This window comes from Salinibacter sp. 10B (genome assembly GCF_002954405.1).
Classification (GTDB): domain Bacteria; phylum Bacteroidota; class Rhodothermia; order Rhodothermales; family Salinibacteraceae; genus Salinibacter.
On record NZ_MQWC01000004.1, the window covers coordinates 3700613 to 3713880 of the forward strand.

General features: G+C 61.0%; 9 protein-coding genes and 1 pseudogene. 3 read left to right on the forward strand and 7 right to left on the reverse strand.

The window, feature by feature from the left end; translation table 11 throughout:
* Positions 1 to 283: pseudogene (locus tag BSZ35_RS19970) on the forward strand (NAD-dependent epimerase); the annotation flags it as partial.
* A gap of 200 nt (positions 284 to 483) precedes the next feature.
* Here the strand turns inward: BSZ35_RS19970 and BSZ35_RS15045 are convergent.
* The 6 genes from BSZ35_RS15045 to BSZ35_RS15070 all read right to left on the reverse strand — a co-directional run bounded on the left by BSZ35_RS15045 (position 484) and on the right by BSZ35_RS15070 (position 9425).
* Positions 484 to 2703 (reverse strand): T9SS type A sorting domain-containing protein, encoded by a 2220-nt coding sequence (locus BSZ35_RS15045; RefSeq protein WP_105013207.1) that lies wholly within the window; start codon positions 2701 to 2703, stop codon positions 484 to 486.
* A gap of 723 nt (positions 2704 to 3426) precedes the next feature.
* Complete coding sequence (locus BSZ35_RS15050; RefSeq protein WP_105013208.1) at positions 3427 to 4779, reverse strand: ABC transporter permease; 1353 nt, start codon at positions 4777 to 4779, stop codon at positions 3427 to 3429.
* Positions 4780 to 4885: 106 nt separating this feature from the next.
* A complete protein-coding gene (gene hisG / locus BSZ35_RS15055; protein ID WP_105013209.1) occupies positions 4886 to 5737 on the reverse strand; it encodes an ATP phosphoribosyltransferase in 852 nt (283 codons plus the stop codon).
* 147 nt (positions 5738 to 5884) lie between these two features.
* Entirely contained in the window at positions 5885 to 6148 is a 264-nt protein-coding gene (locus BSZ35_RS15060; RefSeq protein ID WP_105013210.1) for a phosphoribosyl-ATP diphosphatase, read from the reverse strand.
* A 103-nt stretch (positions 6149 to 6251) separates the two neighbouring features.
* Positions 6252 to 6959, reverse strand: coding sequence for an ABC transporter ATP-binding protein (locus BSZ35_RS15065; protein ID WP_219846653.1), 708 nt, complete (start codon positions 6957 to 6959; stop codon positions 6252 to 6254).
* A gap of 36 nt (positions 6960 to 6995) precedes the next feature.
* Positions 6996 to 9425, reverse strand: coding sequence for a prolyl oligopeptidase family serine peptidase (locus BSZ35_RS15070; RefSeq protein WP_258096671.1), 2430 nt, complete (start codon positions 9423 to 9425; stop codon positions 6996 to 6998).
* A 274-nt stretch (positions 9426 to 9699) separates the two neighbouring features.
* Between BSZ35_RS15070 and BSZ35_RS15075 the strand changes: the two genes are divergently transcribed.
* Both BSZ35_RS15075 and BSZ35_RS15080 read left to right on the forward strand, forming a co-directional pair.
* Complete coding sequence (locus tag BSZ35_RS15075; protein WP_258096673.1) at positions 9700 to 10014, forward strand: DUF2752 domain-containing protein; 315 nt, start codon at positions 9700 to 9702, stop codon at positions 10012 to 10014.
* A gap of 8 nt (positions 10015 to 10022) precedes the next feature.
* Entirely contained in the window at positions 10023 to 10388 is a 366-nt protein-coding gene (locus BSZ35_RS15080) for an NINE protein (protein WP_105013213.1), read from the forward strand.
* A 336-nt stretch (positions 10389 to 10724) separates the two neighbouring features.
* On the opposite strand, the gene ppk1 is transcribed toward BSZ35_RS15080, so the two are convergent.
* Entirely contained in the window at positions 10725 to 12947 is a 2223-nt protein-coding gene (gene ppk1, locus BSZ35_RS15085; RefSeq protein WP_258096676.1) for a polyphosphate kinase 1, read from the reverse strand.
* Positions 12948 to 13268: the final 321 nt, after the last annotated feature.

Genomic DNA, 13268 nt, shown 5'->3' on the forward strand with positions numbered 1-13268 from the left:
GGGGGAGGGGCTCACGGTGCGGGAGGGGTACAACGTGGGGGCGTTCAGTTTTACGCCGGAGGAGTTGGCGGAGTCGATCCGTGGGCACGTGCCGGGATTCCGTTGCAGCTACGCGCCGGACGAGCGTCAGCAGATTGCCGAGGCGTGGCCGTCGTCGGTCGACGATGGGGCGGCTCGTCGGGACTGGGGCTGGGCGCCGGCGTACGACCTGGCGGCGATGACGGAGGACATGCTCGAGCACCTGCGCGAAGGGGAATGGGAGAGCGGAAGCGTGGGGGCATAAAAGGGCGTTCGCCGATGGGGAGGGTCGCCTCCTTTCTGTGCGTTTTTCTCTTTCGCCCGCGCGTTTCCCCTTCCATTTCCTTTGGCACGCCGCTCCAATCTGCTTTTTTCTTCGACGAGAAAAAGCGAACGTTCAGCTCTCGCGGTCTACCCTGAGGAAGCATTGGGCATGCTGTTGAGCGCGGCAGGCGGCCATGAGCGTTACTGCACCACCGTCAACTTCCGTGTTTTGACGGAATCGCCAGCGTGGAGACGCAGAAAGTAGACCCCACTGGCCAGGTCGGAGACCGAAAGCTGGCGTTCGTGCCGTCCGGCCTCCCCGCTCGTCTGTAGAGTCCGGAGGCGGCGCCCGAGCATGTCATAAAGGGCAAGTTGCACCGCCTCGTCCGTCTGTTGATCGTTGGGGATGGCGTAGCGAACGGTGGCTTGGGTCGACGCTGGGTTCGGGTACGTCCCAAGTAGCTTTAGGGCATCGATGCTGCCTCGCGACACGGAAATCGGATCGGAGGCGGCTGCGGATCCCTCTTTTGTCATCGCCTGGAGACGGTACTGGAGCGTGTCGGCTGTGTAGGGCAGATCGGCGTCGGTGAATCGGTAGCGTTGTGGATTGTCGTTGGTTCCGGCCCCTTTGACGTAGCCCACCTGTGTCCACTGGGCTTCTCGTGTCTCACCGCGTCGCTCGATACGGAAGCCGGCGTTCTTTCGCTCGGAAGAGGTCTTCCAACGGAGAGTCACTTGCTCCCCAGAGGCATTCCCTTCCATGTGGGCCAGGCTCATCGGCGAGGCGTTGCGCTGAAGCTCCAGCCGGAACCGGGCGTCTTGAGGGCGTGCGAGCGTCGTCCCTTGTTCGAGGTCGAACGTATAATCTCGACGCCGCAGGTTGATCGTGGAGTCGGACTGGGTGTCGTTCAGACGCACGGTCCAGTCTTTCGGCACATCTCTTTCGGCGTCATTCGGCCAGGTGAGGGTGGCGGTCCCGCTCGTTTCTACCCCGCGTACAGAGAGGGGAATAGACCGGTGAAACGACGTATTTTCGATTGGGGGCGGAGCGGCACCGAGGGCACGGTGAAGGACCTCTCCACTGTCCAGGATTGGAAGGGTGACCGACGCGTAGCCGTCGCTGCTCATCGGCGGAAGTTCCTCTGCGTCGTAGGCATCGTAGCGCGGGGTGGCCCGAGGATCGACTCGGTAGGTGGCCCGATCAGGGGGGACGGAATTCGCACTGTTGGTTGTGAGTTCAAGCCGAAGACGTACCTCTGCGCTTTGAGTTGCGCCCGAAGGATCGTTGGTCGATATCGCCGTCTTTTTGAACGGAGGCGTCGTTTGGCGCGATTTGCTTCCAATGAGGAAGCCGGTGCTGTCCGAATTCTGTCCGTCTGGACCGAAGGTAAGGCTCGTTTGTCCTTCGCCAAGCGTCGAGCGCTGTACGAAGAACCCCTGCCAGGCGGCGATGTTATCTCCGGTGGTTCCCTGTGTGATCAGCCGGTACTGTCCAGCTTCTGGATCCCAGACATGAGCCGTCGCCTGAAACCCGGCGGACGCTAGGTCGCCATTTGCGAGAGCCCCGAGGTCGAACGATACGGGGAAGGGATTGCCGAGGAGGACCCATTCTTCGCTTTGATCGAGCCCCCGAACCTTCTCATCCACCGTTGTGTTTTCGGGGCCACGGGCAACATCGAGTGGAAGACCGTCTGCGTTGACGGGATTTGTCTCGCTGTCGTAGAAGTAGAAAATGAACCCGGTTCCGCGGGAGAGAGTGTCTGAGGACTGCTGGGCCGTCCACTGACCGTCTTCCCACCGACGCACCACCGACCAGGGCATGACGGAAAAGTCGAGGTCGTCTTCCAGGGAGGCACGGGTAGCCTCGGCCGCCGGAACGGAGAGCATTCGCCAGCCCGCATTGTTGTCTGTGCCGTCGTCTCCCGTGACGGCCAAGGTATATACGGGATGCTCGAAGGCCTGAAGAATGACGACCGCCCCGTCGGCATAGGTGCCATCATTTTGACACGTGGGGACGGAGATGGTATCGCACGCGGCATAGGCCACTTGAGACCCAAGGTCGACCACGCTTCCCCTGGAGTTGTCAAACACCGTCCACGACAGAGAATCATTCGGACTTAGCCCACTTGGGGCTTCGGAAATGCCGGATGGGCCTGCAACAGCAATGGCGAGGTCTTGGCCATCGTTCGTCCAGGCGCCGTATCCGACGCAGTCGCCTTCGGAATTCTGAACCGCGATCGTGTCGTCGGGGGCGAGGGAGGACCCGTTGGGCAGAGACGGGTCGACGGTGGACGGAATAATCGCCGTGGCGTTGTCGACATTCGTGATGCAGTTGTCTGCGTACTGGGGGGACTGTGCTCGTCCGGCTGATACCATCGCCACACAGAAGACGAGGGACAGGAGAAGACTGGTATGACGCATGAAACTTGAACGGTGGAGGGAAGAACGGAACAGCGTCCGCTATCATCCCAAAGGATATACCAGTATGCACCAAAAGATTAGTTCATGTAATCCATAAAGTGGGGTATTTAAAGATGTAGGGGGAGAGGGTAAATATAGTAGTTTTTGGTTTTGGGGGAGGAGAAAGTTATACAGAACAATGTTTTTCAGGTGGGTAGTTTGGCCCGCCCATTTTCTCAGAAAACAGGAAACCAGAATATTTTGCTCCGACTGGAAATCAAGGGACAGCGGTTTGAGAATTCACCGCTCCTGGACGCACATTTCCGGTTGTAGAGGAGCAAAGAAGCGTTTCGCGGAGGCGAATCCGGAGCCACCGACATCGGGTGAGATTTCCTTTCCCGGCGGTAAACTTTTCTGCTTTCGAGGCGAGACGAGCCGACCGCTTAGTGTTCCCCATCCTCGTACCCTCATCTGCTAGATACGATACTGAATCCTGCTGCAGACTTCGGGGAGGAGGTTCGGCGGTGCAATACGGCAAAAGTCTCTCGTATCGTCGGCGCCGTCAAAGAGGGCACCAGAAGCGCCGTTGGACTGTGCCGTTACGAGATTAATCGAAGGGCCGACATGCCGTGACACTGGATCGGTCGTTTTCTACAAAGGTCAATATCCTTGTGTAGCGTCGTTGGACTCCAACGACGCTACGGAAGCCTGCGTCCCACCGGAATAGAGCTCTCGGGGGCGGTATTACTGTGTCCGCAGCGCCTCGGCAGGTTTGATCCGAGCCGCTCGGCGGGCGGGGGCCATTCCTGCCAGCAGACTGACCAGCACGGCGCCACCCCAGATGCCGAGCGCGACCGACAAGGAGATGTCCAAGAGGGAGAACGGAGGCACACCAAGACTGTCGAGGTAGATCCTGAGGCCCCAGTTGAGTCCGAGTACCAGCATGCCGCCCAGAAGAAGTCCGACAGCCCCCCCAAGTGCCCCGAGCCCGGCACTTTCCAGCACGAAGAGCCGCTGCAGGTCGTGCGCATCGCCGCCCAGAGCCATCATGACCCCAATCTCGCGGGTTCGTTCGCGAACGTTCATCATGACAGTGTTGGCGATTCCGAGGACGGCCACGAGGAGCGCGATGGAGCCGATGATGCCAAGTGCGAGGTCCAAGATCAGAAAAATCGATTCCAGCCGGTCATACTGTTCCCGGAAGCTTGTGGCGTAGACGCCCATGGACTGGAGGGCCCGGCGCACGGAGGAGGGATCGACGGCATCCTCGAGTTGAACGCGTACGGCGGCGTAGCCCTCCTGCGTTCGGGAGTGGCGAAAGAGGAGATCTGCTGTCGAAAAGAACGGCACTTTGCTGAGGGAGCGCCCAAATTCCAAGGGTAGAAGCACACGCAGGAGACCGGATACGGGTTGGCGGGAGGTGTCGAGCACACCTGCCACCCGTACGTCGTAGGGCCGCTGTCCCATGGGCAGGGTGCGGAGCCCGTCGCTAAACAGCTCCGACATCCGCCGCAACTTGTAGAAATTGAGGGACGCCGTGATGAGGTCCACTGTATCGCCGACGGCAGCTTCAGCGGAGGGGTAGCCCAGCCGGTCGGCCATTGACGTGCTAATGAGGACAGCCGCCGTATCGGGCTGTTCAAAGAAGTGCCCGTGACGAGGCTGATAGGCCGAGAGTGATTGGAATTGCATCGGAATCCCTTCGGCCGTCACCACCAGCGTGCGCCCGTTTCCCTTCAGTTTGGCGGGAAACTGCATCTCCGGATAGGCGGCGAATACGCCCTCCAGGGCCTCCATCTGCCGGACGAGACTGTCGGTGAGGGGCACGCGGTCGCCCCGGCGGCGGAGCGAGTCGACGGGCTGAGAGAGGGCGGCGCCGGTGAGGCCGGGAATGGGGTGGGAGGTGACGCGGAGGGCCCGATCCAGTTTCAAGGTGCTGAATTCGCGATCGGCCGTCGTTTCCAATCCCGTTCCGTACGCGAGCAGCGTGAGAAGAGCGGCCACCCCAATTGCAATGCCAGCCCCGGTGAGCAGACTGCGCGTGCGGTTCCGCCACAGGTTCTCCCAGGCCAGCATCAGTAGATCGGCAAAGCGCATGACCCTTTGGGGGATGGACGGTCGTATGTGTAGAGGTGTGGACGTTTGAAGGAGGAAAGGTTCTCATTTCCGCGCTTCCATGCCTCCGTACGTCCACACCGAACCGCTAGATACGACACGTACGAATGGTGGTGATAATAATGCCGCGGGCGCCCAAGTCGTGGAGGTCGTCCATGATCTCGTTGGCCCGAGAGCGGCGGACCATTGATTTCACGGCTACCCATCCGTCCTTGTTGAGCGGCGAGATGGTGGGCGATTCAATCCCCGGCGTGATCTCTCGTGCCTCCGACAGTTGCTCTTCCGGGAGGTCGTACTCCACCACGACGTATTCGCGCGCCACAAGAATGCCCTTTACCCGTTCGGCGAAGCGTTGGGCCTTTTCCATCTGGGCTGTTTCGGCGTTTTGGGCCACCAGTACCGCTTCGGAGCGAAGGATGGGATCGCCAGCAGTTTCGAGACCGGCCTCGTCGATCGTACGTCCCGTCTGTACCACGTCGGCGATGGCGTCGGCTACGCCAAGCTGGATCGAGATTTCCACGGCCCCGTCGAGCTTGACGACCTGAGCGTCAATGCCGCGCTCCTCTAGGTCCTGACGCACGAGGTTGTCGTAGGAAGTAGCAATGCGAGTTTCACTCGTAAAAGTGTCCGGCGTGAGGTCGCTGGATTTGGGGACCGCGTAGCAAAAGCGCGCCTTGCCGAAGCCAAGGTCCATGACGTGCTCCACGTCGGCACCACTGTCGTACGTGAGGTCGAGGCCGGTGACTCCGAGGTCGATAATGCCTTTGCTCACGTACGTCGCGATGTCACGGGGGCGCAGGAAGACAAACTCGACGCCGTGATCGGGGTCGCGAACCGAGAGTTCACGGCCGCGGCGACGGCAATGGTATCCGGCCTCGTCGGCAAGAGTGACAGCTCCGTCCGAAAGGGCGCCTTTGTTGGGGAGGGCAATCTGTAGCATCCGAAGGGTTGGCTTAATGATTGGGCATAGGTGGCTCCCTGCCCACCTCACACGTAAATGAGAAGTATGGGATTTGGGAGTATGTGCGTGTGGGAGTGGAACCGCGGGTGCTCACAGACTTCCACACGCTCACACTCCCATACGGGGTCACAAGTGCTCGTACACGTCCTCCAGGTCCAGGTCGCAGGCAATCATCATCACCTGAAGGTGGTAGAGAAGCTGCGAAATTTCCTCGGCAGTGCGCTCCGCCCCCTCATGCTCAGCGGCCATCCACACCTCGCCGGCTTCCTCCAAGATCTTCTTTCCGATATCGTGCCGTCCGGCGTTTACCGCCTGGACCGTGCCGGACTCCGGATCCTGCCGGTCGACCTTTTCTTGCAACTCGGCGAACAATTCCTCAAAGCGTTTCATGACGGGGGGGCTTCGGAACGATCGGCCAGAACGTGAGGGAGATACGTAGGATAGGGGAGGTCGAACCGCAGCGAAACGGTCGAGTTGGTGATTCCCGGAGAATTCAGTCCGCCTCGACGAGACGTCCATCCCGGAGACGGAAAAGCTGATCGGATACCGCTTCGATCTCAGCCGGATGGTGAGTCACCACGATGACCGTTCGCTCCTCGGTGTCGTGGAGGCGCGCCAAGAGAGCAATGATCTGCGCCCCTGTGTCGGCGTCAAGGTTGCCGGTGGGTTCATCCGCTAGCAGGAGCGGCGGGTCGCCGACGAGGGCGCGGGCCGTGGCTACGCGTTGCTGCTCGCCCCCTGATAGCTCGGAGGGACGATGATTCATCCGATCGGCTAGACCGACGTCTTCCAACGCGCGAGTGGCTTGCTCCGACCGGGGCGTCGGGGGCACGCCCGCTAGCACCAGCGGAAGGGCCACGTTTTCATGGGCCGTCATGGTCGGAATGAGGTGGAACTGCTGGAAGACGAGCCCCACCATCGTACGGCGGTACTGGCTCTCTTCCGTTGCATCAAGGGCCCCAAGCGTCCAGTCCCCCACCCTGAGGGTGCCGGCGGAGGGGGCGTCGAGCGCCGCCAAAAGGTGCAGGAGCGTCGATTTGCCCGAGCCACTTGGGCCCGCTATTCCCACGAACTGGCCCTTCGGTACGGACAGCGACACGTCGTGCAGGGCATGGACCGGGGATCCTCCTCGCGCATACGTCTTCGTGACGTTCTTGACGTGGACGAGAGGGGAGGCAATGGAATTTGGGGAATCGGCCACGAGTACGGGGACGATCAAGGAAGTGCGGCGCCGTCGTTACTGCGATCCGGGAGTAGCGTCCGGCCCCACACTCGACTGAATCAGCTCCAGGATGCGGCGGTACTCGTCTGCCCAGCTCGACGGCTCCTCAAAGCCGTGTCCTTCGACCGGGTAAAGGGCCAATTCCCAGTCCTCTTTGCCCAGCTCAATGAGGCGCTGCGTGAGGCGAAAGATGTCTTGGGGCTGCACGTTCGTATCCACGAGGCCGTGCGGCATGAGTAGTGGGTCTTCCAATCCCTCCGCGTGGTAGATTGGAGAGGACCGAGCGTAGGCAATCGAGTCGGTCTGTGGGGTATTGAGGATGTTGGACGTATACACGTCGTTGTAGTGGGCCCAGTCGGTTACGGAGCGGAGTGCGGCCCCACCTCCAAAGTGGTCGGGTGCGTTGAAGAGGGCCATCAGTGTCATGAAGCCCCCGTACGATCCGCCGTAGATGAACTGGCGTTCAGGGGGGATATTCTCGGTCTCCGTAAGCCATTCGGAGGCATCCACGTAGTCTTGAAGGTCGCGCCCACCCATGTGGCGATAAACGGCCGTGCGCCAGTCCCGCCCGTAGCCTGCCGATCCGCGGTAATCGACGTTGAGGACGGTATAGCCCAGGTCCGTGAGCAGGTTGTGAAACATGTACTCTCGGAAGTAATGGGTCCAATCCTTCACCACGTTTTGCAGGTAGCCCGCGCCGTGGACAAAGAGAACAGCAGATCCGTTTGGATTCTCGGGACGGAAGATTTGCAGCGGCACCTCCACCCCGTCCGATGCCTCAAAGCGAGTGATCTCTGGATCCCGCCAGTCGTACTGGCTCCACTCATCGGTCGGGGAGGCGGTGGCCTGGGACGGGGATGCGTCGGGGGACGCGTCTTTCAGGTAGACCTCGGGCGGTTGGTTTGTGGTGGCGTAGAGCAGGCCCAGTCGGGTCCCATCGGGCGTTACGGCGGCGTGGTGCGTGCCCGTTTTTGTGGTGAGACGGGTCCTTTCGCCGCCTCCGACCGGCATTCGGTACAGGTGCCGCTCGTAGGGTGAGTGGGCAGAGCTTGCAAAGATCCAGGTAGAGCCGTCCTTTGAGAGGCGCGGCTCGTATACCTCGAACTCGCCGCTCGTGAGTTGTTGTTTTTCCCCGGTCTCGACGTTCACAGTGTAGAGGTGGCTCCAGCCGGTGGCCTCGCTCTGGAAGTAAAACCGATCGGTTTCCGGAATCCAGCCGACGGTTCCGGGGCCGCCGTATCCACTGATGCCAGGTCCTCCGATCCAGGCCGCGTCGTGCTGACGGTCGAGCACGGTGAGGTCGCCGGTGGTGGGGTCAAGCCGCACGATCCAGCGGTCCTTGTTGTTGTCGGAGCGGACGACGAGGACCGCGTGGGTCCCATCGGGACTCCAATAGGGACCGTAGCTGTAGAGTGAGCGCTTGGTTTCACTAGAGTCCAGCTCTGCCTCATTTGCCTGCCGGTAGTCGGGCACCTCGTACGCTCCCGGCAGCTGGTGCAGGTTCACCTCGTAGGTGGTGTCTCGCTCCAGGTCCTGGATATGCAACGAAAAGTCTTCCGGTGGAATGCCGACCTTCGGACGCGCATCTAGCACCTCGGCGTGGCCGTCGATCGTCACGTAATCAATCACCTGTGTTGGGTCAACCGCGTCCGGGGCCGATTGGAGGGCCACGGTTACGAACCGACCGGTCGGGGCAAGGCGCAACTGGTCAATCTCCTTGTCCTGGGTGTAGAACGGGGGCGGTGGATTGTCGGCCTGCCGGTCTCGCTTCTGGGCCTTCTCCGTACGTTCCTGCTCCTTCTTTTGCTCGCGTAGGGTCCGGAAAAGTTCGGTCTGCTGGTCCTGGAGAAATTTCTCACGGGGCGTTGGGGGCGGATCGTCCGACTCCGTACCGGCCCGAAGATCCGTACGCTGTCGCACGAGGCCTGAGGAAAGGGCCACGGAGAACAAGTTGTTGTCGCGTCGGAAAATCACCGTCTCACCGTCCGGGCCGAAGCGGGGGGAAGTCTCATCGGCGCGCGTATCCGTGAGGCGGGTCTGCGTATTGGTTTGTCGATTATAAAGGTAGAGGTCCCCGCCGGCCGTGTACACCTTTCGGCGATCGTCGTCGGTGTATACCTGCTCGCCGTGGTGCCAGCCGTCAAAGAACGGAGGATGTGAGCGACGCTCTTCGGGGGATACCTTGGTGGGCGCACCACCGCTTCGCGGCACCTTGTAGAGCGAGTCGCTTTCAAATTGGCCGTCTGGGTTCCAGTCGAAGTAGAGCGTCTGGCCGTTTTCATGCCACCGAACATTTTCGGGCCAGTCGCCAACCCAGGTTTTGGGCTCCTGCATGATCTGATCGACGGACAGGGAAGAGGTGCGCTCGGCGGGCTGTGCCTCGACCGTGGGGATCCATAGAAGAAGAGAGGTGAGGAGGAAAAGGGGAAAGGCGAAGCGGCGCATGCAGCGGAATCGGCATTCAAAAACGAGTGATCGCTTTAACATAGGTAGGCACCTGCAGAATGTCGATTCCTTCCCCTCAGCACACGGCAGTCGCAGGTTCCCGTCCGGCAGTAACAGAGAGGAGAGGGCGTGCGTATTTCTAAGTGAAGTGGAGTGACTCAATACGGGGGACCGCACCTGTACGAACAGGGCGGATGCTCAAGGGAGCGGGGGAGAATCAGGTTGCACACTCAGCACCTCTCAGGTACTTGCCAGGATGACAGTTCCAGAATGCGTGCGTACGGCCGCTCGGGTTCTTCGGGCGTGCCCCGGAGAGGCCTACTTCTGGATGGGCGCCCTTGTCGGAGTGGCCAGCATCGACCCACAGGGGCCGTCCCTCCTGAACCTCTGCCTAATTGAGAATCTAGGGCTTCCCTGCCCGGGGGATGGGCTTGGTCAATCCATTGCCCATCTCGTGCGTGGACAGTTCAAGGCATCATGGAGCGCACACCCACTGGGCGCGCCGGTCGTGGCGGGCTTGGTCTATCACATCGGGGGGCTTTTCCGATCGGCGCCGGTACGGAATGACGACGCCTTCTCTCATCAGTGAACACTACCATGTCCAAAATCCTCAAACACCTTCCCGAACTTGAGGGGGACGAGCAGGTCGAAGTGGCGCGTCTTCTTAACAAGATGAACGACCGGCAGGCCGAGCATTTTGCCCGCATCTACCGGTCCCGTCGTCGGGATCCAATTCACGTTCTCATTCTGGCCGCCGTTGGATTTGTGGGCATTGCGGGTCTTCAGCGGCTCTATATGGAGGAAATCGGACTCGGGCTCGTGTACGTGTTTACGGCGGGACTCTGCCTCATCGGGACGATCTACGACATCGTCAAGTACCAGGATCTGGCCTTTCGATACAATCGAGAGGTGGCAATGGAGGTGGCGGAAACGGTTCGGACCGTATATGACGAGGAGGACTGATACCGGGTTCGGATGTAGACGTCAGCTATTGAGAGGAACGTCAGCACGAGCGTTCAGAAGTCGAATGCTGCTCGTTCCTTCAAGAGAGGGCACCGGTGGCGCCGTTGGATTCCAACGGCGCTACGGATTGGGTTCTCATACACACCAATGCTGAAGGATTTAGTAAGACACGCAACGCTACGAGCACCGTCTCTGATCTGTGCGCGGAATCGAGGGAGGACGAGTGAATCGAGAGGCGGCATCCGCTCTGGTCGCGTGCGTACGCCTTGCGTTTTCGGAGTGCCCCAACAGGGGAGAGCAGAGTCCTCCCGTTCGCCGAGAGCTGGGCGTGAAAGGCTACCCGAGCCGTTTCCGGGCCTCTTGCATGAGAGCGTCCTGCAATCCCGGGGTGCCTTCCGCGTCCGGGGTGCGCTGGACGTAGCGGCCGTCCGGGCGCAGCTCCCAGGCGGTTGCGTCTTCCATGGCGTAGCGGAGCGCCCGGCGGAGCCGCTTCAGGTGAGTTGGGTCCTGCACCGGCACTGCGGCTTCCACCCGGTCGTCGAGCCGGCTGCGCTGCCAGTCGCCACTGCCGATGTAGACCTGCGGGTCTCCGGCGTTGTCGAACCAGAAGACGCGGTCGTGCTCCAGAAAACGGCCCACGATGCTCACCACGCGAATCGACTCACTGAGGTCCTCCAGGCCCGGCCGCAGCCGACAGATGCCGCGTACGATGAGGTCGATGTCCACGCCGGCCTGGGCGGCCTCGTATAGGGCACTGATGAGGCGGCGGTCGCCAAGCTCATTCATCTTCGCGATGATACGCCCGTCGTTTCCGTTTTCCTCATGCTCGATCTCCTGGCGAATGAGACGGAGGAAGGAGTCGCGCATGTCGTGGGGAGCAACGAGCAGGCGGTCGTACGTTTGCTCGGGGGCGTAGCCGGTCAGGTAGTGGAAGAGGTTGGTAAGGTCGCGCCCGATGGCATTGTTGCAGGTGAGGAGGCCGTAGTCGGTGTAGCGACGGGCCGTCTGCGTGTTGTAGTTTCCAGTGCTAATGTGGCAGTAGGTTTGTAGAGAGCCGTTTTCGCGTCGCACGACCATGGCTGCCTGGGCGTGCGTTTTGAGGCCCACCAGCCCGTACGCCACGTGTACGCCGGCGTCTTCCAGCTTGCGTCCCCACTCGATGTTTTCTTCCTCGTCGAATCGGGCCTTCACCTCCACGAGCACGGCCACCTGCTTGCCCTGTTCGGCTGCCTCTACCAGTGCGGCGACGATGGGGGATTCGGAGGAGGTGCGGTAGAGCGTCTGTTTGATCGCCAAGACCTGCGGGTCCTGCGCGGCTTCCTCAATGAACCGCTGGACGCTGTTCGTAAACGACTCGTAGGGATGATGAACGAGCAGGTCATCCTCGCAAATGACATCGAAAATCGAGTCTACCTCCGGCTCGCCCCGTTCCTGATGCAGCCGTGGAGGCACCACCGGCGTCCACGTTGGAAAGCGGAGATCGCTGCGGTAGCGTTCATCCGGAATGTGGAGGTCGGCCAAGGCCGTGACGTCCGAGTAGTCGATGGGCCCTTCGGATACGTACACGTCCTGGGAGGTAATCTCGAGCTTCTCTTTCAAGAACGTACGCACTGACGCTGGAGTGTCGGGCTCCACTTCCAGCCGTACCACGGGCGCAAACCGGCGCTCGCGGAGGCGCTCCGAGATCATCTCCAGCAGGTCGTCAGCTTCTTCCTCATCCCGTCGCACGTCGGCGTTGCGGGTCACGCGAAAGGCGTAGACCCCTTCAACCTCCATGCCGCGAAACAGCTCGTCGGCGTGGTGAGCGATGACTTGCTCAATGGGCACGAACTGTAGTGGGGCGTCCAGCGGCAGCCAGCGTTTGCGGCTGGTGGGCACTTTTACGCGGGCAAAGTGCTGCGAGTCGCGCTTGGGGTGGCGGAGCAGCACCGCCAGCGAGAGGCTCATGTTGGAGATGAACGGAAAGGGACGTCCCGGATCCACCGCCAGCGGGGTGAGGATGGGAAAAATGTCTTTGCGGAACGTCGTTTCCAGCTGGGCCTGTTGCTTTGAGGAGAGGGCGTCGTAGTCGCGCACCCGCAGCCCAATTTCACTCTTCAGGGTTGGGGCCAACTGCTGTTTCCAGGTGGTGCCCAACGCCTTATAGAGGGGCTGGATGGCGTTCGAAATCAGGTCAAGCTGCTCTTCGGGGGTGCGACCGTCGGGGGAGAGGGTCGTCACATCCGCCGCGACTTGTCGTTTCAGACCGCCGATCCGCTTGCGTACGAAGCCGTCGAGGTTCGAAGCGGCAATGCCGAGGAAGCGGACGCGCTCCAGCAGGGGCGTGCGCGGATTTTGGGCAACGTGCAGGACGCGCCAGTTGTAGTCAAGCCAGCTCAGCTCACGATTAAAGAAGAGACTCGGATGGTCCAGGGGCGGGTCCGACGGAAGGGGTTGCGGGGCGACGGCCCGGGGCAGACGGGCGGTGTCCATTGCCGCCACGCCATCGCCGCGTTCGGGCACCGGACTCGGTTCGTGGTACACAGGCGCGTCGGACATCGCCGGGGAAGAGGGGGCCATGTGAGAAAGGCAAAAGCAATCGGGGGCACGTGAGCGTCCTACCTAACTGCGGTCGGGCAGGGATGGATTCCGCAACTCCGTTTGTAGGTGTGGGGGGACCAATGAGGCCGAGTGTACGGATCTGCCTGTCCCGATCCGTGCGAAGCATCTAGACCTTCCCAAGTGAACCGAGGAGAACTGTGATGGTGGGAATCTAAACCTCCTAGATCGCCCCTATTTCAGCGGAAACGGTCTTCTTGGATTCTCTTACGGATCAGGACAGGCAGATTCGGGGCTCAGGTCTCGTTTCCTCACGCCCCAAAGCTGATACCCAGCACGATC